At 75.0% G+C, this 26,510-nt stretch carries 25 protein-coding genes; 16 read left to right on the forward strand and 9 right to left on the reverse strand.

The window, feature by feature from the left end; genetic code table 11:
- Positions 1 to 221: 221 nt before the first annotated feature.
- The gene (locus tag EAH89_RS12515; protein WP_140883505.1) at positions 222 to 761 is read right to left on the reverse strand and encodes a nucleotide exchange factor GrpE; all 540 of its coding nucleotides are present in this window, start codon (positions 759 to 761) and stop codon (positions 222 to 224) included.
- A 266-nt stretch (positions 762 to 1,027) separates the two neighbouring features.
- Here EAH89_RS12515 and EAH89_RS12520 point away from each other — a divergent pair, with 266 nt between their 5' ends.
- The 5 genes from EAH89_RS12520 (at position 1,028) to EAH89_RS12540 (ending at position 4,984) form a co-directional block, all read left to right on the forward strand.
- The gene (locus EAH89_RS12520) at positions 1,028 to 2,218 is read left to right on the forward strand and encodes a Bcr/CflA family efflux MFS transporter (RefSeq protein WP_140883507.1); all 1,191 of its coding nucleotides are present in this window, start codon (positions 1,028 to 1,030) and stop codon (positions 2,216 to 2,218) included.
- A 72-nt stretch (positions 2,219 to 2,290) separates the two neighbouring features.
- Positions 2,291 to 3,454 (forward strand): ferrochelatase, encoded by a 1,164-nt coding sequence (gene hemH, locus EAH89_RS12525; protein ID WP_140883509.1) that lies wholly within the window; start codon positions 2,291 to 2,293, stop codon positions 3,452 to 3,454.
- Positions 3,451 to 4,131 (forward strand): HAD family hydrolase, encoded by a 681-nt coding sequence (locus tag EAH89_RS12530; protein WP_140883511.1) that lies wholly within the window; start codon positions 3,451 to 3,453, stop codon positions 4,129 to 4,131. The genes hemH and EAH89_RS12530 overlap by 4 nt, the downstream gene beginning before the upstream one ends.
- Positions 4,128 to 4,580, forward strand: coding sequence for a protoporphyrinogen oxidase HemJ (gene hemJ / locus EAH89_RS12535; RefSeq protein ID WP_140883512.1), 453 nt, complete (start codon positions 4,128 to 4,130; stop codon positions 4,578 to 4,580). The genes EAH89_RS12530 and hemJ overlap by 4 nt, the downstream gene beginning before the upstream one ends.
- 131 nt (positions 4,581 to 4,711) lie before the next feature.
- Positions 4,712 to 4,984 carry a hypothetical protein gene (locus EAH89_RS12540; RefSeq protein WP_140883514.1) on the forward strand — a complete coding sequence of 91 codons (273 nt, stop codon included), beginning with the start codon at positions 4,712 to 4,714 and terminating at the stop codon, positions 4,982 to 4,984.
- A gap of 30 nt (positions 4,985 to 5,014) precedes the next feature.
- Here the strand turns inward: EAH89_RS12540 and EAH89_RS33340 are convergent, their stop codons facing one another.
- Positions 5,015 to 5,767, reverse strand: a complete 753-nt coding sequence (locus EAH89_RS33340) for a lytic transglycosylase domain-containing protein (protein WP_140883516.1) — start codon at positions 5,765 to 5,767, stop codon at positions 5,015 to 5,017.
- A gap of 153 nt (positions 5,768 to 5,920) precedes the next feature.
- On the opposite strand from EAH89_RS33340, the gene EAH89_RS12550 reads away from it, so the two are divergent.
- Positions 5,921 to 6,508 (forward strand): NUDIX domain-containing protein, encoded by a 588-nt coding sequence (locus tag EAH89_RS12550; protein WP_140883518.1) that lies wholly within the window; start codon positions 5,921 to 5,923, stop codon positions 6,506 to 6,508.
- Between the two features lie 215 nt (positions 6,509 to 6,723).
- On the forward strand, positions 6,724 to 7,998 hold the full coding sequence (rho, locus tag EAH89_RS12555; protein ID WP_140883519.1) for a transcription termination factor Rho: 1,275 nt from the start codon (positions 6,724 to 6,726) through the stop codon (positions 7,996 to 7,998).
- Between the two features lie 92 nt (positions 7,999 to 8,090).
- On the opposite strand, the gene EAH89_RS12560 is transcribed toward rho, so the two are convergent.
- A complete protein-coding gene (locus tag EAH89_RS12560) occupies positions 8,091 to 8,348 on the reverse strand; it encodes a hypothetical protein (protein ID WP_140883520.1) in 258 nt (85 codons plus the stop codon).
- A gap of 125 nt (positions 8,349 to 8,473) precedes the next feature.
- Between EAH89_RS12560 and EAH89_RS12565 the strand changes: the two genes are divergently transcribed.
- Positions 8,474 to 9,208 carry a GNAT family N-acetyltransferase gene (locus tag EAH89_RS12565; protein WP_140883521.1) on the forward strand — a complete coding sequence of 245 codons (735 nt, stop codon included), beginning with the start codon at positions 8,474 to 8,476 and terminating at the stop codon, positions 9,206 to 9,208.
- A gap of 52 nt (positions 9,209 to 9,260) precedes the next feature.
- Here the strand turns inward: EAH89_RS12565 and EAH89_RS12570 are convergent, their stop codons facing one another.
- On the reverse strand, positions 9,261 to 10,235 hold the full coding sequence (locus EAH89_RS12570; RefSeq protein WP_140883522.1) for a quinone oxidoreductase family protein: 975 nt from the start codon (positions 10,233 to 10,235) through the stop codon (positions 9,261 to 9,263).
- Positions 10,232 to 10,774, reverse strand: a complete 543-nt coding sequence (locus EAH89_RS12575; RefSeq protein ID WP_140883524.1) for a methylated-DNA--[protein]-cysteine S-methyltransferase — start codon at positions 10,772 to 10,774, stop codon at positions 10,232 to 10,234. Before EAH89_RS12575 ends, EAH89_RS12570 begins: the two co-directional genes overlap by 4 nt.
- Before the next feature lie 148 nt (positions 10,775 to 10,922).
- Here EAH89_RS12575 and EAH89_RS12580 point away from each other — a divergent pair, with 148 nt between their 5' ends.
- Genes EAH89_RS12580 through EAH89_RS12605 form a run of 6 tightly spaced genes read left to right on the forward strand, consistent with a single transcriptional unit; the run spans position 10,923 to position 16,786 of the window.
- On the forward strand, positions 10,923 to 11,297 hold the full coding sequence (locus EAH89_RS12580) for a (2Fe-2S) ferredoxin domain-containing protein (RefSeq protein WP_140883526.1): 375 nt from the start codon (positions 10,923 to 10,925) through the stop codon (positions 11,295 to 11,297).
- Positions 11,294 to 12,598 (forward strand): tRNA uridine-5-carboxymethylaminomethyl(34) synthesis GTPase MnmE, encoded by a 1,305-nt coding sequence (gene mnmE / locus EAH89_RS12585; RefSeq protein WP_140883527.1) that lies wholly within the window; start codon positions 11,294 to 11,296, stop codon positions 12,596 to 12,598. Before EAH89_RS12580 ends, mnmE begins: the two co-directional genes overlap by 4 nt.
- A gap of 46 nt (positions 12,599 to 12,644) precedes the next feature.
- Positions 12,645 to 14,513 carry a tRNA uridine-5-carboxymethylaminomethyl(34) synthesis enzyme MnmG gene (gene mnmG, locus EAH89_RS12590; protein ID WP_140883529.1) on the forward strand — a complete coding sequence of 623 codons (1,869 nt, stop codon included), beginning with the start codon at positions 12,645 to 12,647 and terminating at the stop codon, positions 14,511 to 14,513.
- Positions 14,510 to 15,115: a 16S rRNA (guanine(527)-N(7))-methyltransferase RsmG gene (gene rsmG, locus EAH89_RS12595; RefSeq protein ID WP_140883531.1), complete on the forward strand. Its 606-nt coding sequence runs from the start codon at positions 14,510 to 14,512 to the stop codon at positions 15,113 to 15,115. Before mnmG ends, rsmG begins: the two co-directional genes overlap by 4 nt.
- A complete protein-coding gene (locus EAH89_RS12600) occupies positions 15,102 to 15,950 on the forward strand; it encodes a ParA family protein (RefSeq protein ID WP_140883533.1) in 849 nt (282 codons plus the stop codon). Before rsmG ends, EAH89_RS12600 begins: the two co-directional genes overlap by 14 nt.
- Entirely contained in the window at positions 15,947 to 16,786 is an 840-nt protein-coding gene (locus EAH89_RS12605) for a ParB/RepB/Spo0J family partition protein (protein ID WP_140883535.1), read from the forward strand. The genes EAH89_RS12600 and EAH89_RS12605 overlap by 4 nt, the downstream gene beginning before the upstream one ends.
- A 9-nt stretch (positions 16,787 to 16,795) precedes the next feature.
- On the opposite strand, the gene EAH89_RS12610 is transcribed toward EAH89_RS12605, so the two are convergent.
- From EAH89_RS12610 to EAH89_RS12620, 3 genes are all read right to left on the reverse strand, one after another.
- Positions 16,796 to 20,431 (reverse strand): hydantoinase B/oxoprolinase family protein, encoded by a 3,636-nt coding sequence (locus EAH89_RS12610; RefSeq protein ID WP_140883537.1) that lies wholly within the window; start codon positions 20,429 to 20,431, stop codon positions 16,796 to 16,798.
- An 85-nt stretch (positions 20,432 to 20,516) separates the two neighbouring features.
- Positions 20,517 to 21,902, reverse strand: coding sequence for a dihydropyrimidinase (hydA, locus tag EAH89_RS12615; protein WP_140883539.1), 1,386 nt, complete (start codon positions 21,900 to 21,902; stop codon positions 20,517 to 20,519).
- A gap of 55 nt (positions 21,903 to 21,957) precedes the next feature.
- On the reverse strand, positions 21,958 to 22,464 hold the full coding sequence (locus EAH89_RS12620) for a GFA family protein (protein ID WP_194152327.1): 507 nt from the start codon (positions 22,462 to 22,464) through the stop codon (positions 21,958 to 21,960).
- Positions 22,465 to 22,753: 289 nt separating this feature from the next.
- On the opposite strand from EAH89_RS12620, the gene EAH89_RS12625 reads away from it, so the two are divergent.
- Both EAH89_RS12625 and EAH89_RS12630 read left to right on the forward strand, forming a co-directional pair.
- A complete protein-coding gene (locus EAH89_RS12625) occupies positions 22,754 to 23,260 on the forward strand; it encodes a metallophosphoesterase family protein (protein ID WP_140883541.1) in 507 nt (168 codons plus the stop codon).
- On the forward strand, positions 23,257 to 25,029 hold the full coding sequence (locus EAH89_RS12630) for an ABC transporter transmembrane domain-containing protein (RefSeq protein ID WP_206667538.1): 1,773 nt from the start codon (positions 23,257 to 23,259) through the stop codon (positions 25,027 to 25,029). The genes EAH89_RS12625 and EAH89_RS12630 overlap by 4 nt, the downstream gene beginning before the upstream one ends.
- Before the next feature lie 278 nt (positions 25,030 to 25,307).
- Here EAH89_RS12630 and EAH89_RS12635 read toward each other — a convergent pair whose 3' ends face one another.
- Positions 25,308 to 26,438: a DUF2125 domain-containing protein gene (locus tag EAH89_RS12635; RefSeq protein WP_161993564.1), complete on the reverse strand. Its 1,131-nt coding sequence runs from the start codon at positions 26,436 to 26,438 to the stop codon at positions 25,308 to 25,310.
- Between the last annotated feature and the right edge of the window lie 72 nt (positions 26,439 to 26,510).

The following is a 26,510-nucleotide window of genomic DNA, read 5'->3' on the forward strand; positions in this document are numbered from 1 at the left end:
GGCCCCATTGTCTCAAATCGGATGGGGATGGACGGGGCGACCCGTCCGGACCCGGATGTATTCAGGGCAGGGGCCCGGGACAAGACCCCGCCGGGACTGAATCAGCGCGCCCGAACCGGGCCGGCCCCGCCCCCGGCCGGAGTCCAGGGCAGGTCAAGCGCGCGGGCCGGGCCGCCCGCGCCAAGCAACCCGAAGAAGAGGGCGCCCCGTCCGCCCCCGCCTTACTTGCCGGCGACCACGACCATGGCCGGCTTCAGCAGCCGCCCGTTGATCGTCCAGGCCGGGGTCCAGGCCGTGATGACAGTCCCGGGCTCCACGCCCTCGGGCGCGGGCTGCTCGGCCATCGCTTGGTGCAGCTCGGGGTCGAAGGGCTTGCCCTTCGGGTCCTCGGCCTTCACGCCGTGGCGCTCCAGCATGGCGATGAAGGCGCGCTCCACCCCCTCGAAGCCGCCCCGCAGCTTCGCGATCGGCCCGTCCTCGCCCTCGGAGGCCGGCAGGGCGTCGAGGCCGCGGCGAAGGTTCTCGGCCGCGTCCGCCACGTCGCGGGCGAACTTCGTCACCGCGTAGTTCCGCGCGTCCTCCAGCTCCCGCTTGTGGCGGTTGCGCAGGTTCTGCATCTCGGCCTCGGCGCGGAGCCACTTGTCGCGCATGGCGTTCAGCTCGGCCGCCGGGTCCGGCGCCTCGGCCGCGCCGGCGTCCGGCGCCGCGTCGGGCTGGATCTCGGCCTCGTTGGGCTTCGCGTCGCTCGGGGTATCGCTCATCGTCGGATCTTCGGTCTTTCCTGGCCCGGTGGGGCGCCATGGCGTTGCCCCCGCGGAGGGGCGTCCGCGCCGGCCGCCCGCCCCGCGCGTCGGCCGGGGCGGGCCGGGGGGCGCGCATCGTCGCCTCACCTAGGGGGCGGGGGGCGGCGGGACAAGCCGTTCGCGCGCCATCGCCCCTCGCCCCGCGTTGCGGCGCAGCATGGGGGGGCCTAGCCTCCCCGCGTGCCCTCCCCTCCCGCCCGCCGCCCCGCCCCGCCCCCGCGACCATGACCGAGGGACCCCCCGTCGCCCGCGTGCCGCTCTGGCTGCTCGCCTCCATCACCTTCAGCGGCACGGTGGGCATGTACATCTTCGTCCCCGCCCTGCCCCAGGCGGCGGAGGTGCTGGGGGGCTCGGCGGGGGCCATGCAGCTCACCGTCAGCCTCTACGTGCTGGGCCTGGCCATCGGGCAGCCCTTCTACGGCCCGCTGGCGGACCGCTTCGGGCGGCGCCCGGTGCTGGTGGCGGGGCTGACCCTCTACACCGTGGCGGGCCTCCTCGCCGGCCTCGCGCCGGACGCGGGCACGCTGGTCGTGGCGCGGCTGTTCCAGGCGCTGGGGGGCTGCGCGGGCGTCGTGCTCGGCCGCGCGATCGTCCGCGACACCTCGGCGGCGAAGGAGGCCGCGCGGCGCCTCGCCCTGCTCAACCTCCTGGTCACGGCCGGGCCGGGCCTCGCGCCGCTGATCGGGGCGGCGGTCGCGGCCACCGCGGGCTGGCGGGTCGTGCTGCTGCTGCTCTGCGCCCTCGGCCTCGCCAACCTCGCCTTCACCTGGCGGCTCCTGCCGGAGACGGGAACCTCCACCGGCCAGCCGGCGGCGGCGCTGCTGCGGGACTACGGGCGGCTCGCGGTCTCGCCGGTCTTCCTCGGCTACTCGGTGCTCGGCGGCTGCATGACCACCTCGGCCTACGCCTTCTTCAGCGCCGCCCCCTTCATCTTCCGCGACCTCGGCCGCCCCGCGCACGAGGTGGGGGGCTACCTCGCCGTGCTCGTCATCGGCATCTCCCTCGGCAACGTCCTCGCCAGCCGGGTCATCGGGCGCACCCCGCTGGACGGGGTGCTGCGCTGGGCCGGGGCGGTCAGCGTCGCCGCGGCGCTCGCGCTGCTGGCGCTCGTGCTCTCGGGCGCCCTCACCGTCGCAGGCGCCATGGGGTGCCTCTTCGTCTTCACCGTCTGCACGGGGGTGGGCGGGCCGGCGGCGCTGGGCCAGGCGATCGGGGTGAACCCCCGCGTGGTCGGCTCGGCCTCGGGCCTCTACGGCTTCGTGCAGATGACGGTGGGGGCGATCTGCTCGGCGCTCGCCGGGCTCGGGACCCACCACGCGCTGGCCGCGGCCCTGGTGATGGCCGGCGCCGCCCTCCTCGGCCAGGTGGCCTTCCGGGTGGCGCTCGCGGCCCGGGGGCGCCCGGCGGGCGACTGAAGGGGGCTTCTTTTGCCCCCCGAACGACGCGGGGCCTTGACCCGGCCCCCCACAGTGGCATCTGGCGGCATCATGAGCATCACCGCACCCGCTGCGCCCGCCCCGCCCGACCTCCCCGAGGGGGAGCCGCGGGGGGCCGGCCGACGGAAGGTGGCCGTGGTGCTGTTCAACCTCGGCGGCCCCGACAGCCCCGCGGCGGTGCGGCCGTTCCTGACGAACCTCTTCACCGACCCCGCAATCCTCCGCTTCCCCGCCTTCCTCCGCATCCCCCTCGGCCGCCTCATCGCCGCCCGGCGCACGAAGGCCGCCACCGAGAACTACGCGGTCCTCGGCGGCAAGTCCCCGCTCCGCGAGCTGACGGAGGAGCAGGCGGCGGCGCTCCAGGCCGCGCTGGCCGAGGGCGGCATGGAGGCGCGCTGCTTCGTCGCCATGCGCTACTGGCACCCCTTCACCGAGGCGGCGCTGCGCGACGTCATGGCCTGGGGGCCGGACGAGGCGGTGCTGGTGCCCCTCTATCCCCAGTTCAGCACGACCACGACGGGCAGCAGCCTCCGCGTCTGGCACATCGCGGCCAAGAAGGCGGGCTTCGCCGTGCCCACCACCACCCTCTGCTGCTGGCACTCCGACGAGGGCTTCGCCGAGGCCACCGCCGCCATCATCCGCAAGTCCTGGGCCGAGGCCCGCGCCGCCGTGCCCGCGGGGCAGCGCCTCCGCCTGCTGTTCAGCGCCCACGGCCTGCCCGAGACGATCGTGAAGCAGGGCGACCCCTACCAGTGGCAGGTGGAGCGCTCGGTGGCCGCCGTCATGGCGGCGCTGGACGACCCCTCCATCGAGCACGCCCTCTGCTACCAGTCCCGCGTGACCCCCCAGAAGTGGCTCGGCCCGAGCGCGGAAGAGGCGATCGAGCACGCGGGCAAGGAGGGCACGGCCCTTCTCGTCTGCCCCATCGCCTTCGTCTCCGAGCACTCCGAGACCCTCGTGGAGCTCGACGTCGAGTACCGCGAGCTCGCCCACGAGGTCGGCGTGCCCGCCTATTTCCGCGTGCCCGCCCAGAACAGCGACGCCGGCTTCATCGCCTCGCTCGCCGCCCTCGTCCGCCGCGCGCGCGACGAGACCCGCGGCTCGCGCGACCCCGCGGGCGGGAAGCTCTGCTCCTTCGCGGGCGGCCGGCAGTGCCCCAAGGCCCACAAGGGCTGCCCCCATGGCGAGGCGCGGCCGCTGCGGGTGGCGGCGTGAGCGCCTCCCTCCGCCCGGCGGCGGTGCTGTTCGACTGCGACGGCGTGCTGGCCGACAGCGAGGCCGTGGCCAACGGCGCCATCGCCGACGACCTCTCCGAGCGCGGCTGGCCCATGACCATGGAGGAGGCGAAGCACGCCTTCATGGGAACCGCCCTGCCCGACATCCGCCACGTCGTGGAACGCCGCCTCGGCGCCGCCCTGCCGGAGGACTGGTCGGAGCTCGTGGTCGCCCGCATCGTCGCCCGCTACGCCGCCGGCGTGCTCGAGCCCATCCGCGGCGCCGCCACGGCGGTCGAGGCGGTGGCGGCCGCCGGCATCCCCATGGCGGTGGCTTCCAATTCCGGCCGGGCGGAGCTCCGCGCCAAGGCCGCCATCCTCCCCTTCTTCCGGCACTTCGAGGGCCGCCTCCTCTGCTTCGAGGACGTGGCGCGCGCCAAGCCCTGGCCCGACCTCTACCTCGCCGCGGCGGCGCTCTGCGGGGCCGCGCCGGGGAACTGCGTGGTGATCGAGGACAGCACCGCCGGCGCCCGCGCGGGGCTCGCCGCCGGCTGCCGCGTCCTCGGCTTCGCCCAGGACACCCCGGCCGCCGACCTCCGCGCCGCCGGCGTCACGGAGGTCTTCCACGACCACGCCGAACTCCCGGCGCTTCTCGGCCTCGGGAGGATGGCGGCGTGACGATCCCCGCCCTTGCCGGGCTCTACCCCTGGACCAAGGCGCTGCACCTCATCGCCGTCTTCGCCTGGGTGGCGGGCCTGTTCTACCTGCCCCGCCTCTACGTCTACCACTCCGCCGCCCCTGCGGGCGGCGAGCCCTCGGAAACCTTCAAGGTGATGGAGCGCCGCCTGCTCCGCGCCATCATGAACCCCGCCATGATCGCCGCCTGGATCCTCGGCATCACCCTCGTGCTGACGCCGGGCGTGGTCGACTGGCGCGCGGGCTGGTGGCACGGCAAGGCCGCGGGCTTCCTCGCCATGACCGCCTTCCACATGCACCTCGCCGTCGCGCGGAAGGGCTTCGAGCGGGACGAGCGGCCGAAGACCGAGCGCTACTGGCGCATCGCCAACGAGGCGCCGACGCTGCTGCTGATCCTCATCGTCGTCATGGTCATCGTGAAGCCCTTCTAGCCCGCCCGCCGCAAGATGGGCCCGCCCGCCGCAAGGTGGCCGAAAGCGGGCCAACCCCGTCATGAGCCCGCCGGAAAGGGGGTCATGATGGGGGATGGAAGGCCGGGGTAGTCCCGGCGCGAGGCCCCACGATGAAGCACACGATCCTCGGCCTGATGGTCGCCCTCGGCACCGTCCTCTCCGTCCCCGCGGCGAAGGCCCAGGGGTATGGCTACGGCTTCGGCTACGGCGGCCCCGCCTACGCCCAGCCCGACTGGGAGCGCGAGCGCTGGCAGCGCCACGAGGAATGGCGCCAGCGCCGGGAGTTCTGGCGCCAGCAGCGCGAGATGGGCGAGCGCCGCGCCTACGAGGCCGGCCAGCGCGACGCCTGGCAGCGCCAGCAGGGGTCCTGGGGCTACCGCTAGCGGGCATCAACCCGGAGGCGCCGCGGGCCCTCACCGGAACACCCCCGTCGGCGCCTCCGGCGTCACCAGCCCGCCGCCGTCGAAGGCCTGGCGCGACGGGTCGTCCTCCGGGCGCAGCGCGGCGAAGGCGAAGGCCCCGCCGCCCGCGCCTGCCAGCCCGAGCTGCGGCGCCACGCTCGCCACGTAGTTGATCGTCTCGTCCGGCAGGATCTTCGCCCCCGCGAGGTAAGCCTCCACCCGGTCCGGCCCGGCGTTGTAGGCGGCGGCGAAGCCCGGCGCGCCGAAGCGGTCGTGCATCTCGCGGATATAGGCGGCGCCGGCGAGGATGTTGTCGCGGGGCTCGTAGGGATCGGGCCCGAGCCCGTGGCGCGCGCGCAGCGTGTCGTAAGTGCGCGGCATCACCTGCATCAGCCCCATCGCCCCCACCGGCGAGGTGATGGGCAGGCCGTTGCCGTCGAACAGCCGCCCCCCGCTCTCCTGGCGCATGATCGCCCGCAGCCAGCCCTCCGGCACCCCGAAGCGCGTGGAGGCCTCGCGCAGGTGCGGCCCCCAGGGGTCCTCCGGCGGCCCCGGCACGGCGTAGCGGGACGCCGCCCCCGCCCGGTAGGACCCCGCCTCCGCGCGCGAGGCCAGCAGCCCCCGGGCGCCGAGGTCGTAGCCGTAGTCCCCGTTCCCGTCATAGCCGCGCCGCCCGTCCCAGCCCGGCGGCGCGGGGGTGCAGGCCGCGAGCAGGGCGGCGAGGAGGAGGGCGCCGGCAAGCGGCGCGGGCGGAGGGGAAGGCATCGGCACTGAACCCGGGTTGGCCCCCCAACCTGCCGCATCCGCCGGGCCGCGGGGTGGCCAATCCGCCGCCGCCCGGCAGAAGCCGCGCCGGCGTGGCCCAACGCCAACACCGCCCGCGCGTTCCCCGCCCGGCGGCGCGAAGGAACCTCGACCATGGCGGACGGACAGGGCGGGGGCCTCCGCGTCCTCGGGCGCGAGACCCTCTCGGACGGCTGGTTCCGACTCGAGAAGGTCGTCTTCTCGCAGGAGGGCGGGGCGCCGCAGCAGCGGGAGGTCTACCACAACGGCACCGGCGCCGCGGTCCTGCCCTACGACCCCGCCCGCCGCACCGTGCTCCTCGTCCGCCAGCCCCGCATCCCCGCCCTGGTGAACGGCGACGACCCGATGATGGTGGAGGCCTGCGCCGGCATGGTGGAGGGAGGCGACGACCCCGGGGACACGGTCCTCCGCGAGGCCGTCGAGGAGCTCGGCTGCCGCCTCCGCGCGCTGCGCAAGCTCTTCACCCTCTACCCCAGCCCCGGCTCCTCGGCCGAGCGCCTGCACCTCTTCGCCGCCGAGTACGCGCCGGAGGACCGCACCGGCCCGGGCGGCGGGCTGGAGGGGGAGGGCGAGCGGATCGAGGTGCTGGAGCTCCCCCTTGCCCGCGCCTGGGCGATGGTGGGGGAGGGCGCGATCCGCGACGCGAAGACGGTTCTGCTGCTGCAACAGGCACGGATGGAGCACGACTTGATTTCACGATAGAATCTGCCTATTTGCGGCTTGACGCGCGGTCGGGCGGCCCCCTAGGGTCCTGGCCGGTGCAAGCGCCGCAGGGTCCCACGGGTTCCGCCGGCCACGCCACCGCCCCGTGCATCGCCATCGGAATCCCGCCGCCCGGCGGAGGCGCCCGTCCATCAGGCCCCTATCCAGGTTCCGCGCACCCTCTCCCCCTCGGCCCCGCCGATCGAGACCACTGAATGCACCTTTCCGAACTGAAGGCCAAAAGCCCTGGCGACCTGCTCGCCTTCGCGGAGGAGGTCGGCGTCGAGAACGCCTCCTCGCTCCGCAAGCAGGACATGATGTTCGCCATCCTCAAGACGCTGGCGGAGAACGACCAAGCGATCCATGGGGACGGCACGCTCGAGATCCTGTCGGACGGCTTCGGCTACCTGCGGAACCCGCAGTCGAACTTCCTGCCGGGCCCGGACGACATCTACGTCTCCCCCGCCCAGGTCCGCCGCTTCGCGCTCCGCACCGGCGACACGGTGGAGGGCCAGATCCGGGCGCCGAAGGACGGCGAGCGCTACTTCGCGCTGCTGAAGGTCAACACGGTGAACTTCGAGCCGCCCGAGGCGGTCCGCCACCGCGTGAACTTCGACAACCTGACGCCCCTCTACCCCACGCGCCGCCTGCGCATGGAGAACGCCGAGGTCGAGAGCGTCGGCAAGGGCCCGACGAAGGACAACACCCACCGGGTGATCGACCTCATCGCGCCGATCGGCATGGGCCAGCGCGCGCTGATCGTCGCGCCGCCACGCACCGGCAAGACGGTGATGCTGCAGAACATCGCCAAGTCCATCTCGGCGAACCACCCCGACGTCTTCCTCATCGTGCTCCTCATCGACGAGCGCCCGGAGGAGGTGACGGACATGGCCCGCACCGTGCGCGGCGAGGTCGTCGCCTCCACCTTCGACGAGCCCGCGACGCGCCACGTGCAGGTGACGGAGATGGTGCTCGAGAAGGCCAAGCGCCTCGTGGAGCACAAGCGCGACGTCGTCGTGCTGCTCGACTCCATCACGCGCCTCGGCCGCGCCTACAACTCCGTCGTGCCCTCCTCGGGCAAGGTGCTGACGGGCGGCGTGGACGCCAACGCGCTGCAGCGGCCGAAGCGCTTCTTCGGCGCCGCCCGCAACATCGAGGAGGGCGGCAGCCTCACCATCATCGCGACCGCGCTCATCGACACGGGCAGCCGCATGGACGAGGTGATCTTCGAGGAGTTCAAGGGCACCGGTAACTCGGAAATCATCCTTGACCGCAAGCTCTCGGACAAGCGCGTCTTCCCGGCGATCGACATCACCAAGTCCGGCACCCGCAAGGAGGAGGTCCTGGTCGACCGCTCCGAGCTGTCGAAGATGTGGGTGCTGCGCCGCATCCTGAACCCGATGGGCACGCAGGATTCGATGGAGTTCCTGCTCGACAAGCTGAAGTACAGCAAGACGAACCAGGACTTCTTCGACGCGATGAACACCTAAGCCCCGTCGAAGGGCTGCCAACGAGAAGGGGCCTGCCCCGGCATCGCCGGGACAGGCCCCTTTTTCACGCGCGCCTCAGGAGGCGCGGCGGCTCAGCCGCCCGAGCCGCCCTGCTGCGACGGGGCCTGGATGCCGGGCGAGCCGGCCTGCGGGCTCGGCGGGCCACCGGCCGGGCCGGGCGCCATCGGCGAGGCGGAGGCGCCGGGCACGCCCGCGCCCTGGTCGCGCGTCACGCCACCGGGGGCGCTCGGCGTCGGGGCCGTGGAGACGGGGGGCGCCGGGGACTGCGCGAAGGCGGGGGCCGCGATCAGGCCGGCGGCAAGCGCGAGGGCCAGGCTGGTCTTCTTCATTTTATTCTCCGATCCTGTTTGATCTGGGGGACCAACGCAGCCTTTCCGCGGCGGTTTCCAGAACGAACCGTCGGGCGCCGGGAATGTTCCCGGCCGAGACGACCGGGCGGACGGAGACGAAGCGCATGACCGCAGACCTGCCCCGGCTGGAGAGGGCAGCCCTGAACGCGGTACCGGCGCCGCGCGTGGCCTGGGACGGCGGCTTCGTCCTCCGCGCCTTCCTCGGCGGCACCGGCCGCGCCAACGCCGCCTGCTCGCTCGACCCCGCGGAGGACCCGGCGCTGGAGGCGCGCGTCGCCCGCATCGAGGCCCACTACGCCCGCCTCGGCCTGCCCTGCCGCTTCCGCTCCACCCCCCTCGACCCGCCCGGCCTCATCCCCCTCCTCCTCGCGCGCGGCTACGCCGAGGCGGAGGGTGCCGTGGTGATGACGGGCGCCTTGCCCCCCGCCCTGGACCCCGCCGCCGCCTGGCTCGAGGGGCCGGAGGCCGAGTGGCTCTCGGTCCTCTCCACCGCCGAGTACCAGGGCACGGCGCGCCGGGCGGAGAAGGAGCGCTCGGTGCCCCTGCTCGCCCGCCCCGCGACCTGGCTCGTGCTGCGCGTGGAGGGGGTGGCCGCCGCCTGCGGCCACGCCGTCGCGGACGGCGAGCTCTGCGGCCTCTTCGACCTCGCCGTGCGCCCCGAGTTCCGCCGCCACGGCCTGGGCCGCCGCCTGCTGGGCGCCCTCGTGGCATGGGGCGCCGGGCAAGGGGCCGGAACCTGCTGGCTCCAGGTCGCGCCCGGCAACGACGCCGCCCGCCGCCTCTACGCCGCGGCCGGCCTCGCCGAGGCCTACCGCTACCGCTACTTCGTCCGCGAGTGATCAAAACCGGAAATTTTCCGGTCTCGGCAAACCGAGGCTTCTGCCGTAATATTTACGGAATGAGGATCGTGCTGCCGGTGGTCTTTCGTCCCTCGAGGTCGATATGCGCGCGACCGGCCTCGCGCAGCGGGTAGGTCTGGTTGACCTCGATCTTCACCTTCCCGCTCCGGACCACGTCGAACAGGTCCTCCGCCATGGCCAGCAGGTCCGCCCGCTTGGCCGTGTGGGTCGCGAGCGTCGGCCGCGTGAGGAAGAGGCTGCCCTTGGCGGCGAGGATGCCGACATCCACCCCCGTCACCGGCCCCGAGGCGTTGCCGTAGGAGACGAGCAGCCCGAAGGGCGCGAGGCAGTCCAGCGAGGCCTCGAAGGTGTCGCGTCCGATGCTGTCGTAGACCACCGGCAGCCGCGCCCCGCGCGTGATCTCGCTGACGCGCGCCGCGAGGTCCTCGCCCGGCAGGATGACGTGGTCGCAGCCATGCGCCCGCGCCATCTCCGCCTTGGCCTCGGTGCTGACGGTGCCGATGACGGTCGCGCCGATCGCCTTCGCCCACTGCACGAGGATCAGCCCGACGCCGCCCGCCGCGGCGTGGACGAGGATCGTCTCCCCCGCCTGCAACTTGTAGGTCCGCCGCAGCAGGTACTGCGCCGTCAGCCCCTGCAGCATCATCGCCGCCGCCATTTCCGAGGGGATGTCGTCCGGCAGCTTCACCAGCGCGTCCGCTCGGATGGTCCGCGCCTCCGCGTAGGCGCCGATCGGCCCCATGGCGTAGGCCACTCGGTCGCCCGGCCGCAGGTCGTCCACGCCGTCGCCCACCGCCTCCACGGTGCCCGCCGCCTCCATGCCGATGACCGCCGGCAGCGAGGGCGCCTTGTAGAGCCCCGTGCGGAAGTAGACGTCGATGAAGTTCAGCCCGACGGCCGCGTGCCGGATCAGCACCTCGCCCGACTTCGGCGTGGGGAGGGGCACCTCCTCCCAGACGAGCTTCTCCGGCCCACCGGGCTCGTGCAGGCGGATCGCGTGGTTCATCGGCGGGGTTCCTGGGGCGCGCGGTCTCGGCGCTCTTCTTGGGGGATGGAGAGGGCGTCGTCCAGCAGGTCGGCGCCGGCCGGGCGCGGCCGGCGCGTTCGCCGCTCGAGCGCGAGCAGCCAGCGCTTCGTCGCCAGCCCGCCCTCGCCCGTGTAGCCGCCGATGGCGCCGCCCGCGCCGATCACGCGGTGGCAGGGAATGATGATCGGGATCGGGTTCGCGCCGTTCGCCCCGCCCACCGCGCGGGAGGCGGTGCCGAGCGCGCGGGCGATGTCGGCATAGGACCGCGTCTCCCCGTGGGGGATGGCTTGCAGCGCGGCCCAGACCCGCTGGCGGAAGGGGCTGCCGAAGGGGTTCAGCGGCAGGTCGAACCCGGTCCGCAGCCCGTCCATGTAGTCCTGCACCTGGTCGGCCGCGCGCCGGAGCAGCGGCGTCTCGGTGCGGTCGCGCCCTTGTCCCCAGTCGAGGGCGACGATGGCGCCGTCCTCCTCCGAGAGGGTGAGGGCGCCGAGGGGGGTGTGGAGGGATATCTGGGGCATGGGCTGGCCTCGCCCATTCCTCGGTCCGGACGGCCCCGCCGTCAAGCGTCCGTCGTTGCGCCGGGGAAAGCGTGCGCCGGCCCTCGCGCCGGGCCGCCGGCCCCTCTACATCCCGCCTGCCCCCGCCCTCCCACCAGGGACCTGCCCCTTGCCCGACGATGCCGCTGTTTCACGTGAAACGCCCGCCGACCCGCCGCCCTGGTTCCGGGTCCACCTCTTCGCCTGCACCAACCGCCGCCCCGACGGCCACCGCCGCGGCTCCTGCGCCGCCCGCGGGAGCGAGGGCCTGCGCGACTACATGAAGGCCCGCGCGAAGGAGATGGGCCTGCCCGGCATCCGCGTGAACAGCGCCGGCTGCCTCGACCGCTGCGAGTTCGGCCCCGTCATCGTCATCTACCCCGAGGGCGTCTGGTACCGCGCCACCACGCGCGAGGACATCGACGAGATCCTGGCCACCCATGTCCGCGACGGCGGCCGGGTCCCGCGCCTGATGCTGACCGAGAAGGACGTGCCCCCGGGCTGAGCGGCGTGGACACCCTCTTCGCCCCCGCTACCGCCCCGGGCCGGGCGGCCATCGCCGTCCTCCGCCTCTCCGGCCCCGCCACGGCCGCGATCCTGGCCGGGCTGGCCGGCCCCCTGCCGCCCCCGCGCCGCGCCTCCCTCCGCCGCCTCCGCCACGCCGGCGCGGTGCTCGACGAGGCCCTCCTCCTCTGGTTCCCCGGCCCCGCCTCCTACACCGGCGAGGACGCCGCCGAGCTCCACCTGCACGGCGGCCCCGCCGTCCTCGCGGGCGTGGCGGAGGCCCTCGTCGCCCTCGGCGCCCGCCCCGCCGAGCCCGGCGAGTTCACCCGCCGCGCCGTCCTCAACGGCCGCATGGACCTCACCGCCGCCGAGGGCGTCATCGACCTCATCGAGGCCGAGACCACCGCCCAGGCCCAGCAGGCCCTCCGCTTGGCCGGCGGCGGCCTCCACGCCCTCGTCGAGGGCTGGTCCGGCCGCCTGGCCTCCCTCCTCGCCCGCCAGGAGGCGCTGATCGAGTTCGAGGACGAGGATCTCCCGGGCGCGCTCGACGACACCGTGGCCAAGGCCCTCGCCGCCCTCTCCGCGGAGATCGCCGCCCGGCTCGACGCGGACGCCGGCGCCGAGCGCGTCCGCGACGGCCTCGACATCGCCATCCTAGGCGCCCCCAACGCCGGCAAGTCCTCCCTGCTCAACGCCCTTGTCGGCCGCGAGGCCGCCATCGTCTCCGCCCGCGCCGGCACCACCCGCGACATCGTCGAGGCCCGCCTCATCCTCGCCGGCCTCCCCGCCACCCTCGCCGACACCGCGGGATTGCGCGAGGCCGGCGACGAGATCGAGGCCGAGGGCGTCCGCCGCGCGCTGCACCGGGGGGAAGGGGCCGACCTCCTCCTCGCCGTCCTCCCCTGCGACGCCCCGCCCGACGCGGCCACCCTCGCCCTCATCGCCCGCCGACCCTGCCTCGTCGTCGCCAGCAAGGCCGACCTGGGACCGCCCCGCCACCCCGGCGCCCTCCCCGTCTCCGCCCGCACCGGGCAGGGCCTCGACGCCCTCCGCGCCCGGCTGGAGAGCGAGGCCGCCGCCCTCGCCCCCGCCTCCGGCGCCGCCCTCCTCGCCCGCCCCCGCCACCGCGCCGCGCTTGGCGACACCCTCCGTTGGCTCCGCGAGGCCGCGGACGCGCAGCTGCCCGAGCTCCGCGCCGACGCCCTCCGCGAGGCGCTCCGCGCCCTTGGCCGCCTGACCGGCCAGGTGGGCGCAGAAAGCATCCTCGACCGCCTCTTCGCCGAGTTCTGCATCGGGAAGTGACCGCACCGGCTACCCCGCGCGCGGCCCTGGCGGTATAGCGCAGCGCATGGGGCCTTTCTTCGACGTGGTGGTGGTGGGCGGCGGCCACGCGGGCGCCGAGGCGGCGGCGGCCGCGGCCCGCTGCGGCGCCCGCACCCTCCTCCTCACCCACCGCCTGGACGCGCTCGGCGAGATGTCCTGCAACCCCGCCATCGGCGGCGTGGGCAAGGGTCACCTCGTGCGCGAGGTCGACGCGCTGGACGGCCTCATGGCCCGCGCCGCCGACGCCGCCGGCATTCACTTCAAGCTCCTGAACCGCAGCAAGGGCCCCGCCGTCCGCGGCCCCCGTGCCCAGGCCGACCGCGCGCTCTACCGCACCGCGATCCGCGCCCTGCTGGAAGCCACCCCCAACCTCACGATCCGCCCGGCCACCGTGGAGGGCCTGGAGCGCGCGCCCGACGGCGGCATCGACGCCGTCCTCACCGCCGACGGCGCCCGCGTCCGCGCGGGAGCCGTCGTCGTCACCGCCGGCACCTTCCTCCGCGGCGAGATCCATCTCGGCCCCGAGCGCCGCCCCGCCGGCCGCCACGGCGACCCCGCCTCCCTCGGCCTTGCCCTCTCCCTCGCCGCGCTCGGCCTGCCCGTCCGCCGCCTCAAGACCGGCACGCCCCCGCGCCTGGACGGCCGCACCATCGATTGGGCCGCCGTCGATCCCCAACCCGGCGACGACCCCGCCGAGCCCCTCTCCTGGATGACGGACCGGATCACCGGCCCCCAGGTCGCCTGCGGCATCACCGCCACCACGCCCCGCACCCACGCCATCATCCGCGCCAACCTCGGCCGCGCGCCCGTCCACAGCGGCCAGATCCAGGGCCCTGGCCCCCGCTACTGCCCCTCCATCGAGGACAAGGTCGTCCGCTTCGCCGAGCGCGAGCGCCACCAGATCTTCCTCGAGCCCGAGGGGCTGGACGACCCCACCGTCTACCCCAACGGCATCTCCACCAGCCTCCCCCGCGACGTGCAGGAGGCGGTGATCGCCAGCATCCCCGGCCTCGAGCGCGCCCGCATCCTCCGCCACGGCTACGCCATCGAGTACGACCACCTCGACCCCCGCGCCCTCCGCCCCAGCCTCGAGGTCCGCTCTGTCCCCCGCCTCTTCCTCGCGGGCCAGGTGAACGGCACGACCGGCTACGAGGAGGCCGCCGCCCAGGGCCTGCTCGCCGGCGTCAACGCCGCCCACCGCGCCGGCGGAGGCACGGACCCGCGCGTCCTCCTCCGCACCCAGGCCTACGCCGGCGTCCTCGTGGACGACCTCACCACCCAGGGCGTCACCGAGCCCTACCGGATGCTCACGGCCCGCGCCGAGCACCGCCTGCGCCTGCGCGCGGACAACGCCACCCTCCGCCTGACCGACACCGGCATTGCCTGGGGCTGCGTCGGCCCCGAGCGCGCCGCCCGCCACCGCGCCTTCGCCGCCGCCGTAGCCGACGCCCTCGCCCGCGCCCGCTCCGACGTCTCCACCCCCGCCGCGCTCGCCGCGAGCGGCCTCGCCGTGAACCAGGACGGCATCCCCCGCTCCCTCTTGGAGGTCCTGTCCTTGCCCGCCGCCACCGGCCCGGCCCTGGACGCCGCCTTCCCCTGGCTCCGCGACCTCGCCCCCGGCGTCCGCGCCCAGTTGGAAGCCGAGGCCCTCTACGCCCCCTACCTCTCCCGCCAGGCCGCCGAGTTCGCCGCCCTGGAGCGCGAGGAGCGCCTCCCCATCCCCGAAGGCATCGACTTCGCCGCCATCGCCGGCCTCTCCACCGAGATGCGCCAACGCCTCGACGCCGCCCGCCCCGCCACCCTCGGCTCCGCCGGCCGCGTCCCCGGCGTCACCCCCGCCGCCCTCGTGGCGCTGGCCGGCCATCTCCGCCGCGCCGGGGCCCCCACCCGGTGAGGATCCCGCCCGCGGCTGTTTCACGTGAAACGGGGGAGCGCCTCGACGCCTTCCTCGCCCTGCTCCTCCGCTGGAACGCCCGCATCAACCTCGTCGCCGAGCGCGACGCCGAGACGCTGCGCCGCCGCCACGTCGAGGACTCCCTCCAGCTCCTCCCCCTCCTGCCGCCTAACCCCGGCCCCGCCGCCGACCTCGGCACCGGCGGCGGCTTCCCCGGCCTGGTCCTCGCCATCGCCGACACCGCCCGTCCCTGGCACCTCGTCGAATCCGACAAGCGCAAGGCCGCCTTCCTCCTCGCCGCCTCCGCCGAACTCCGCCTTGCCCACGTCACCGTCCACGCCGCCCGCATCGAGAACGTGACGCTCCCGCCCCTCGCCCTCCTCACCGCCCGCGCCCTCGCCCCCCTCGGCACCCTCCTCGGCCACGCCGCCCGCCTGCTCGCCCCCGCGGGCACCGCGCTCTTTCCCAAGGGCCGTAACGCCGAAGCCGAATTGACCGCCGCCCGCGCGGACTGGACAATGGAGGTCGCGCGCTTCGAGAGCCGAACCGAGCCGGGTGCCACCATCCTCCGCATCACAGGAATTCACCGTGCCGGGCCCTGACCGCCCCCTCACCACGCGCGCCACCCCGGCGGGGGCCAAGCCCGGCCCGCGCCGCATCGCCCTGGCCAACCAGAAGGGCGGCGTCGGCAAGACGACGACCGCCATCAACATGGCCACCGCCCTCTCGACCACGAAGCGCGTCCTGCTGCTGGACCTCGACCCCCAGGGCAACGCCTCCACCGGCCTCGGCGTGCCCCGGAACGAGCGCGGCGAGGGCTCCTACGCCCTCCTCGTCGGCGAGAAGCCGCTCAGCGAGCTCATCTGCCCGAGCAAGATCCCTGGCCTCGACCTCCTCCCCGCCGACAACGACCTCGCCGGCGCCGAGATCGAGCTCGTCGGCATGGAAGACCGCGAGCGCCGCCTCGCCCGCGCGCTCGACCGCGACCCCGCGACCCTCGCCCGCTACGACTACATCCTGATGGACTGCCCGCCGTCCCTCGGCCTGCTGACGCTGAACGCCCTCGTCGCCGCCCAGTCCGTGCTGGTCCCGCTCCAGACCGAGTTCTTCGCGCTCGAGGGCATCTCGCAGATGACCCGCACGGTCGAGCGGGTGAAGCGCCTCAACCCCGGCCTCAGCCTCGACGGCATCGTGCTGACCATGTTCGATCGCCGCAACAACCTCTCCGAGCTCGTCGCCCGCGACGTGCGCAGCTTCTTCAAGGACCGGGTGTACGACACCGTGATCCCCCGCAACATCCGCGTCTCCGAGGCACCCTCGCACGGCCTGCCCGTGCTGCTCTACGACGTCCGCTCCGCCGGCGCGCAGGCCTACATCCAGCTCGCCGCCGAGCTCCTCCGGCGCGACCGCGCCCGCGCGAAGGAGCGCGCCGCATGAGCCGCAAGCCCGCCCGCCTCGGCATGGGCCTCTCCGCCCTCCTCGGCGACGACCAGGGCCCCGCCGCCAGCGCGGCCCCCCAGAACCTCCCCGTCGAAGTCCTGGAGCCCGGCCCCTTCCAGCCCCGCGGCCCCATGGACACCGAGGCCCTCGCCGAGCTCACCGCCTCCATCCAGGAGCACGGCGTCCTCCAGCCCATCCTCGTCCGCCCCAAGCCGGGCGCCCCCGGCACCTACCAGATCATCGGCGGCGAGCGCCGCTGGCGCGCCTCCCAGGCCGCCCGCCTGCACGAGGTCCCCGTCGTCGTCCGCGACATGGACGACCGCGCCGCCATGGCCGCCGGCCTCGTCGAGAACCTGCAGCGCGAGGACCTGAACGCGCTCGAGGAGGCCGAGGGCTACCGCCGCCTCACCGAGGAGTTCGGCCTCAAGGCCGAGGCCCTCGGCAGCGCCGTCGGCAAGAGCCGTAGCCACGTCGCCAACACCATGCGCCTCCTGGCCCTCCCCAGCGGCGTCCGCGCCATGCTCGGCCGCGGCAGCCTGACCGCCGGCCACGCCCGCGCCCTCCTCACGGCGCCCGACCCCCTGCGGCTCGCCGAGCTCGTCGTCACCCGCGGCCTGAACGTCCGCCAGACCGAGGCCCTCGCCGCCGCCGCCGACCGCCCCCGCGCGGCCCGCGCGCAGGACCCGGAGACCCGCTCCCTCGAGCGCGAGCTCTCCGAGCGTCTCGGCCTCCGCGTCTCCATCGAGCACCGCGGCAAGGCCGGCCGCGTCACCGTCGCCTACCGCGACCTCGACCAGCTCGACGGCATCGTGCGGCTCCTCCAGGGCGGCTGAGCGCCGCCCCTACCGTTCGCCGGCGGGCCCGAAGCCGCCCCCGGTCGGCGTCACGATCGTCACGGCCTCCCCGGCCCGCAGCGCCGACCGCGCGCAGCCCGGCAGAACCTCCTCGGATCCGTCCAGCCGCCGCACGAGGTTCCGCCCCAGCTCCCCCGGCTCCCCCCCGAAGAGCCCCGGCGGCGGCACCTCCCGGTGCCCCGCGAGGATTGCCACCTCCATGTCCTCCAGGAAGCGGATCGTCCGCCGCGTCCCGTCCCCCGCGCACCACCGCCCGCGCCCGCCCGAGCCCGGCCGGATCGCGAAGGCCTCCAGCACCACCGGAAAGCGCGTCTCCAGGATCTCCGGGTCGGTCAGCCGGGAATTGGTCATGTGCGTCTGCACCCCCGGTGCCCCGTCGAACCCCTCGCCCGCCGGCGCGCCGGAGCAGATGGTCTCGTAGTACTGGTAGGTCTCATTCCCGAAGGTGAGGTTGTTCATCGTGCTCTGCGCCGGCGCCAGCGCGCCCACCGCCGCCAGCAGCGCGCTCGTCACCGCCTGCGACACCTCGACGTTCCCCGCCACCACCGCCGCTGGCCACTGGGGCGAGAGCATCGACCCCTCCGGCACCACGATCCGGATCGGCCGCAGGCAGCCCGCGTTCATCGGGATGTCGGAATCCACCAGCAGCCGGAAGCAGTAGAGCACCGCCGCCCGCGTCACCGGCCGCGGCGCGTTGAAGTTGTCGGGCTGCTGGGGCGAGGTCCCGGTGAAGTCCACCACCGCCTCGCGCGCCGCCCGGTCCACGCTGATCCGAACCCTGACCCGCCGCCCGGAATCCATGGCGTAGTCGAAGGAGGCGCTCTCCGGCAGCCGGTCCAGCACCCGCCGCACGCTCTCCGCCGCGTTGTCCTGAACGTGGCCCATATAGGCGTGCACGACCTCGGCCCCGAAGTTCTCCACCGCCCGCAGCAGCTCCGCCGCCCCGCGCGCGTTCGCCGCCACCTGCGCCTTCAGGTCCGCGATGTTCTGCGGCGGGTTCCGCGCGGGGTACTTGGCCCCCGTCAACAGCGCCAGCGTCGCCTCCTCCCGGAAGCGCCCGCCCTCCACCAGCAGCAGGTTGTCGATGTAGACTCCCTCCTGCTCGATCGTCGTCGCGTCCGGCGACATCGACCCCGGCGCCGTCCCCCCGACATCCGCGTGGTGCCCGCGCGACGCCACCCAGAAGATCAGCCGCCCGCCCGCGTCGAAGACGGGCGTGCAGACCGTGATGTCCGGCAGGTGCGTGCCGCCGTTGTAGGGCGCGTTCAGCGCCCAGACGTCCCCAGGCCTTGGGTTCGGGTTGGCGCGGATGACGCTCTCCACGCTCCCGTCCATGGACCCCAGGTGCACCGGGATGTGCGGCGCGTTGGAGACCAGCCCGCCGGTCGCGTCGAACACCGCGCAGGAGAAGTCCAGCCGCTCCTTGATGTTCACGGAACTCGCCGTGTTCTGCAGCGCCACCCCCATCTGCTCGGCGATGGAGCGGAAGAGGTTGTTGAAGATCTCCAGCATCACCGGGTCCGCCTCGGTGCCGAGCGCCACCCCCCGCGGCAGCGCCTCCACCCGGTCGAGCACGAGGTGGTCCGCCGGCGTCAGCACGGCCGACCAGCCCTTCTCCACCACCACCGTCTGGTTCGCCTCGATGATCAGCGCCGGCCCGCGCACGGCCACCCCCGGCCGCAGCGCCTCCCGCGGGTAGACGGCGGCCTCCTGCCAGTCCCCGCCCGAGAAGACCCGCACCCGCCGCATCGGCCCCGCCTCGCCCCCCTCGGCCGGCACCGCCGCCGGCGCCGAGGCGCCGCCCCCCGCCGCCTCGGCCACCGCCGCCTCGATCACCACCGCCCGCGACGGATCGGTGAAGCCGAAGCGCGCGAGATGCGCCGCCTCGAAGGCCTCCCGCAGCGCCGCCGCCCGCAGCGCGCCCGTCCCGACCGCTGCCTCCCCCGCGACCTCCAGCGCCGGCACCTCCAGCGGCGTGTCCGTGCCCGCGTAGCGCAGCAGCAGCGCGATCCGCGTGGACAGCGCCCCCGCCGCCACCCCCTGCCCGAGCACCTCCGCCCGCGCCTCCCCCACCAGCGCCGCGAACGCCCCGCCCGCCCCCGCCAGCGCCTCGTCCGAGAGCGGCATGTCCAGCGTCCGCTGCCGCAGCGCCCGGATGTCCGCCAGCCCCATCCCATAGGCCGAGAGCAGCCCCGAGAAGGGATGGATCAGCACCCGCGTCATCGCCAGCGCGTCCGCCACCAGGCAGGCGTGCTGCCCCGAGGCGCCGCCGAAGGCGTTCAGCACGTACCGCGTGATGTCGTAGCCCCGCTGCACGGAGATCGTCTTGATCGCTTCCGCCATCCCGGCCACCGCGATCCGGAGCGCCCCGTCCGCCACCGCCTCCGGGCTGCGGTCACCGCCCATCTCCGCCGCCAGCGCCGCGAAGCCGGCCCGCACGGCCTCCACGTCCAGCGGCTGGTCCTGACCCGGCCCGAAGATCGCGGGGAACAGCTCCGGCACCAGCTTGCCCGTCATGACGTTGCAGTCGGTCACCGTCAGCGGCCCGCCGCGCCGGTAGCAGGCGGGGCCAGGATCCGCCCCCGCGCTCTCCGGCCCGACGCGCAGCCGCCCGTCCGCGTAGCGCACGATGCTGCCGCCCCCGGCCGCGACCGTGTGCACGAGCATCATCGGCGCGCGCATCCGCACCCCCGCCACCTCCGTCTCCTGCGCGCGCTCGAACTGCCCGGCGTAGTGCGCGACGTCCGTCGAGGTCCCGCCCATGTCGAAGCCGATCACCCGCTCGAACCCGGCCTCCGCCCCCGTCCGCGCCAGCGCCACCACGCCCCCCGCCGGCCCCGAGAGGATCGCGTCCCGCCCCTGGAACAGCGACGCCGCCGTCAGCCCGCCCGCCGAGGTCATGAACATCACCCGCGCCCCCGTCCGCGCGACGTCCAGCTCCTCCTCCACCTGCGCCACGTAGCGCCGCAGCACCGGCGAGAGGTAGGCGTCCACCACCGTGGTGTCCCCGCGCCCGACGAGCTTGATCAGCGGCCCCACCTCGTGGCTCGCCGAGACCTGCTCGAACCCCATCCCGCGCGCCATCGCGGCCGCCGCCGCCTCGTGCGCCGGGTGCTTCCAGGCGTGCAGGAACACGATCGCCAGCGACCGGAACCCGTCCGCCCGCAGCCCCTCCAGCACCGCGCGCAGCGCCGCCTCGTCCAGCGGCGCCTCCACCGTCCCGTCCGCCCGCACCCGCTCCCCGATCTCCTCCACCCGCGCGTAGAGCAGCGAGGGCTTCACCACCCGCCGCGCGAAGATGTCGCCGCGCGCCTGGTGCCCGATCGCCAGCGCGTCCCGGAAGCCCCGCGTGGTCACCAGCGCGGTCCGCTCGCCCTTCCGCTCCAGCAGCGCGTTGGTGGCCACCGTCGTGCCCATCCGCACCTCGCCCACCGCCCCCGCCGGGATCGGCGCCCCCGCGGCGAGGCCCAGGTGCTGGCGGATGCCGTGCACCGCCGCGTCCCGGTAGGCCCCGGGGTTCTCCGACAGCACCTTCCGCGCGTGCAGCCGCCCCGCGGGGTCGCGCCCGATCACGTCCGTGAAGGTGCCGCCGCGGTCGACCCAGAAGTCCCAGGAACGCTGCATGAAAAGCCGCCTCTGCGAGAGGGAAACAAGGAAGCGCCCGGCCGCCGGGCCGGACGCCGCGCGGGAAGAGGACCGAAGCGCCGCGTCAGACCGGGCGCGGCGCCCGCGGCAGCCACTGCCCGGAGCCGGGCGTGGCGCTCACCACCCCGTCCCGCATCACCACCTCGCCTCGCCGGATGGTCAGGGCGGGCCAGCCCGTCACCGCCATCCCCTCGTAGGGCGTGTAGTCGATGGCGTGCTGCATCAGCGCGTTGGTGATCGTCACCTCCCGCTCCGCGTCCCACAGCACGAGGTCGGCGTCGCTGCCCACCGCGATCACCCCCTTGCGCGGGTAGAGGTTCGCGATCCGCGCCGGGTTCTCCGCCACCAGCCGCGCGAAGCCCGGCAGGTCGATCCGTCCCTTCGACACCCCCTCCGAAAACACCAGCGGCAGCCGCGCCGCGAGCCCCGGGATGCCGTTCGGGATGGCGTCGAAGGACGCCCCCCGCCCGTTCTTCGCCTTCCCGCGGCCGCCCTCGTAGGAGAAGCCGCAGTGGTCCGACGTGACGACGTCCAGCACCCCCCGCCGCAGCATCGCCCAGACCCCCTCGTGGTCCGCGGCCGTGCGGGGCGCCGGGCTGCACATGAACTTCGCGCCCTCGAAGCCCGGCCGGTCCATGTCGCCGGCGGTCAGCGTGAAGTACTGCGGGCAGGTCTCGCCCTTTACCGGCAGTCCCCGCGCCTGCGCCCGCGCGATCTCCTCCGCCACCTCGGCGCAGGAGACGTGGAAGACGTGCAGCGGCTGCCCGACCAGTTCCGCCAGCGCGATCGCCCGCGCCGTCGCCTCCCGCTCCACCACCGGCGGGCGGGACGCCGCGTGGTACTTCGGCGCCGTGCAGCCCGCCGCCAGCAGGTCCTGCGTCGCCAGGTTGATGGCGGCGAAGTTCTCGCAGTGGACGTGCACCATCAGCCCGTGCCGTCGCGCCGCCCGCAGCACCCGCAGGAAGGCCTCGTCGTCGAGGTGCAGCGCGTCGTAGGTCAGGAAGGCCTTCAGGCTGCCCACCCCGTCCGCCACCAGCGCCGGGATCTCCGCCAGCGCCGCGTCGGAGGGATCGGCGATGATCTGGTGGAACCCGTGGTCCAGCATCCCCCGCGCCGCCCGCGCCCGCGCCGCCTGGTGCTGCTCCGCCAGCCCCCCGCCCTTGAACTGCGGCGTGTGGGCCACGACCGTCGTCGTCCCGCCCGCGAAGGCCGAGCGCGAGGCGCTCTCCCAGGTCTCCTCCTGGAAGCCGCCCTCGGGGAAGGGCTCCTCGATGTGGCAGTGCGTGTCCACGCCCCCCGGCAGCACCAGCAGCCCGCCCGCGTCGATCTCCGTCGCGCCGTCCACCCGCTCGCCGAGGGCGGCGATCCGCCCGCCCGTCACGCCGATGTCGCAACGAACCACCGCGCCGCCGAGAACGGCGGTGCCGCCGCGGATGGCCAGATCATGCATGCCCGTGAGCCCCTGAGAACCGAGGCGCCCAGGTTAGGTCGCCGCGCCGCCCGCGTCAGCCCACCGGCCCAGCACCCCCCGGTCTCACCACCCGCGCCTCCGCGAAGACCACCGGCTCCTCCGGCGCGCCGTCGTTCGTCATGGCGTGCCGGGGAAAGGTGGGAACGCCGGGGGGCAGGATCGTCTCGTGCCGCGCCACCCCGATGAAGATGTGCTTCGCGTTGGCCCCGTTGATCTCGAACCAGTTCGGGTCGTCGAAGGTGCCCGCGAAGACCCCGCAGGAGGTCGCGAAGCGCTCGAAGGTCATGTAGAGCTTCGTGCCGCAATCCCCGCAGAAGTGGACGTGGACGATCTTGCCGCTCCCCTCCGAGCGATGGTCGTAGGTACGGGGAGCGCCCTTCGTCACCCTCAGGTCGGCCAGGGGGAAGATCGGCTCGACCAGATAGGCCGACCCCGTCGCGCGCTGGCAGAAGCGACAATGGCAGGTCGTCACGCGCAGCGGTTCAGACAGCGTCTCGTAGCGCACCGCCCCGCAGAGGCATCCACCCCCGTGCAGGCTCATCCGCCTCTCTCCCCCTGCGGCCCGCCGCGAAGCCTATCCGGCAGCGCGACGAAAGGCACCGAAAAACCCGATCCCCCGGCAGGCCACCCCACAGCCCGCCGCCTCGTGACAAGCGCCCCAATCGGGGTAAGAACCCCTGTGCCCCCGAGACCGCCATGACCCCTCCCCGCGCCGCCCTCGCAAGCCCCGCTAAACGATACGATATTGCATCGAAAGCCGATGCACGAAGCCCCGAGGACCTCCCCATGACGCCGGCCCCGCCCCCCGCCGGCCCCCCGGCGCCCCGCCGATGACCACCTGGTTCACCGCCGACACCCATTTCGGCCACGGCTCCCTCCGCGCCCTCCTCCGCCGCCCCTTCCCGAGCACCGCCGCCATGGACGACGCCCTCGCCGCCGCCTGGAACGAGGCCGTGCAGCCCAATGACGAGATCTGGCACCTCGGCGACTTCGCGGTCGGCCACCCCGACCCCGGCGGCCTCCTCGCCGCGCTGAATGGCACGAAGCACCTCGTCACCGGCAACAACGACCCGCCCGCGACCCGCGCCCTGCCGGGCTGGGCCAGCGCGCGCGACTACGCGGAGATCGAGGCCGACGGCCAGGCCCTCGTCCTCTGCCACTACCCCTTCCGCACCTGGAACGGCGGGCCGAAGGGCGCCTGGAACCTCCACGGCCACAGCCACGGCCGCCTCAAGCCGCTCCCCCGCCAGTTCGACGTCGGCGTGGACCCCCGCGGCTACCGCCCCGTCCGCGTCGCCGACCTCCGCCCCGCCCGCGCCGCGAAGGGCGCCGCATGAGCCGCACCCCGGGCGGCCGCCTCCCCGCGCTCCGCATCATGCTCCCGCTGCTCCGCCCCCACGCCGGGCGCGTCGCGGCCGCCGTGCTCGCGATGGGAACCGCCGCCGGCCTCCTCCTCGTCCTCGGCCAGGGCCTCCGCCGCATCGTGGACGAGGGCTTCGCCGGCCGCGACGGGGTCTCCAGCCTCGACGGCCACGCGCTCGAGGTCCTCGCCCTCGTCACCCTCCTCGCCCTCAGCACCGCCGCCCGCTTCTACCTCGTCTCCTGGCTCGGCGAGCGCGTCGGCGCCTCGCTGCGCCGCCAGGTCTTCGCCCACAGCCTCACCCTGCCGCCCTCCCACTACGAGCAGCGCCGCACCGGCGACGTGCTGACGCTGCTCACCGCCGACACCGAGATCCTCCGCAACCTCGTCGGCTCCGCCGTCTCCCAGTGGCTCCGCGCCCTCGTGACGGCGCTCGGCGCGCTCACGATGCTCTTCGTCACCAGCGCCTGGCTCGCCCTCCTCGTCATCGCGGTCGTTCCCCTCATCGTCCTCCCCCTCGTCGCCTTCGGCCGGCGGGAGCGCCGCCTCAGCCGCACCGCCCAGGAGCGCGTGGCGGACCTCGGCGCCCAGGCGGAGGAGACGCTCAACGCCATGGCCGCCGTCCAGGCCCATGTCCACGAGGCCGCCGACCTTGCCCGCTTCACCGCCCGCGCGGAGGAGAGCGTCGCCGCCTCCCTCGCCCGCGTGCGGGTGCGCGCCCTCCTCATCCTCAGCGTCATCCTGCTGGGCTTCGGCGCCATCACCCTCAGCCTCTGGGCCGGCGGGCGCGAGGTCCTGGCCGGGCGGCTAACGGGGGGCGAGCTCTCGGCCTTCGTCTTCTACGCCGTCCTCGTCGCCTCCTCCGTCACCTCCCTCTCGGAGCTCTGGAGCGAGGTGCAGCGCGCCGGCGGCGCCGCCGAGCGCCTGCACGAGTTCCTGCAGACGGTCCCGGCCATCCAGCCCCCGCCCCACCCGGTGCCGCTCCCCGCGCCGCGCCCCGGCCGCCCCGTCGGCCGCCTCGCCTTCGAGGGCGTGCGCCTGCACTACCCCACCCGCCCCGACCGCGCGGCCCTCGACGGCGTCACCCTCTCGGTCGAGCCCGGCGAGACCGTCGCCCTCGTCGGCCCCTCGGGCGCGGGCAAGACCACCCTCTTCCAGCTCGCCCTCCGCTTCCGCGACCCTGATTCCGGCCGCGTGACGCTCGACGGCGTGGACCTCCGCGACGCCGACCCCGCGGCGCTCCGCGCCCGCATCGGCCTCGTGCCCCAGGACCCCGTCATCTTCGGCGCGGACCTCCGCGACAACATCCGCTACGGCCGCCCCGACGCCACCGAGTCCGAGATCCGCGCCGCCGCCGAGGCCGCCGACGCCGCCGGCTTCATCGAGGCCCTTCCCCAGGGCTACGCCACCTTCCTCGGCGAGAAGGGCGTCCGCCTCTCCGGCGGCCAGCGCCAGCGCGTCGCCATCGCCCGCGCCCTGCTGCGCGACCCGCCCCTGCTGCTGCTGGACGAGGCCACCAGCGCCCTCGACGCCGAGAGCGAGGCCGCCGTGCAATCCGCCCTCGCCCGCCTCTCCCGCGGGCGCGCGGTCCTCGTCATCGCCCACCGCCTCGCCACCGTCCGCCGCGCAGACCGCATCATCGTCATGGAGGCCGGCCGCGCCGTGGCCGAGGGCACCCACGACCGCCTGGTGGCGGAAGGCGGCCTCTACGCCCGCCTCGCCCGCCTGCAGTTCGCGGCTGGTTGAGAGTCCGGGCGGCGGCCCCTGGGAGGCGCTGCCTCCCAGACCCTCCGCCGGGGAGCCGGCGGGCTCCCCGGACCCCGCGATCTGTCTTTCAGGATCTGCACCGGCAGAGGCACCGACCTTGAGTCATCCTCTCGGCCACGCGGGCTGACCTGTCCGTCGCCCGAGGTCCTCGACCTCGGGCGCGCGTCAAAACCCTCGCGGGGTCCGGGGTGGCCGCTGCCACCCCGGCTCGGGACAAACGCTTCGCGTTTGCCCGAAGGCCGCCCAAAACCACCCCCTCAAGGCCCCGGCCCGCGCCCCTCCGCCGGCCCTGGCCAGACCAGCGGCGGCAGCCGCGCGACGGGGATGCGCGCCACCGCCAAGCCCCGCGCCTCCAGCGTCAGCGGCACCTCCAGCACCGGCGGCTCCCCCTCGGCCAGCGGGCGGGCCAGCAGCCCCACCACCCGCCGCGCCAGCCCCGCGTTCCGCGCCGTCACCGCGCCGCCCGAGACCAGCGCGTCCAGCACCGCCTCCGCCCCCGTCAGCTTCAGCGTGCCCGCCCCCATGGGCTGCAGGGCCTCGTCCAGCGCCAGCGTCGCCGCCACCTGCGCGGTCGCCGGCCCGTAGTCGAGGTCCAGCCGACGGATCTCGAGAGTCCCCCCGGCGTCCCGCCAGGTCGCCGCCCGGTTCGTGGGGTTGCGCCCCCCCGGCAGGGGCCCGGTCAGCGCCGCGTCGATCCGCAGCGACCGCACGGCGTTCCCGAGCGGCGTCGCCACCGGCAGGGTCACGTTCTCCACCAGCCCCTCCAGGCTGATGGCCGGCTCCCCCTCGATCGCGCTCATCCGGCTGTCGAAGGCGAGCGCCGCGGCGCCCACCTCCATCCCCCCGGCCGCGGTGCCGATCCGCAGCCGCAGCGCCTCGAACTCGCCCCCCTTGGGCGGCACGTTCGCCTGCAGCGGCAGCCGCGCCGTCAGCCGGTCCGCGGCGAAGGGGATCTCCGCCTGGCCCACCCGCAGCCGCTGCGGCCCGCCGGCCGAGACCCGCAGCTCCCCCGGCCGGTGCAGCGCCACCCGCAGCACCACCGCCCGCGCCGACCAGTCGATCCCGCCGGGCACCGTCGCCCCCCCGCCGGAGAAGCGGAACTCCGGCAGCCGCAGCGTCGCCGAGAGCGGCCATCCCCCGCGCTGGGGCGCCTCGTGCTCGATCCGCCAGCCCTGCGCCCGCCGCGCCGCCGCCCAGGCGTCGTAGCCCGCCTGCAGCCGGCTCCCCATGAGGTTCCACAGAAGCGTGTGCGCCGCCGCCAGCAGCACGATCGCCCCCAGCGCGATCGCCGCGACGCGCCCGCCCGAGAGGCGCCGGCGCCCCGGACGCCCGGCGCGGGGAAGGGGGCGGGAAGGGGGGCCGGACGGTCCGGTCGGGGGCTCGCTCACCCCTCGCATATGACCCCGCCCCGCGCCCCCCGCACAAGCCGCGCCCCGCGAGCCCCTGCCCCGCCCTCCGGC

The organism is Muricoccus nepalensis, assembly GCF_006438825.1.
Lineage (GTDB): Bacteria > Pseudomonadota > Alphaproteobacteria > Acetobacterales > Acetobacteraceae > Roseomonas > Roseomonas nepalensis.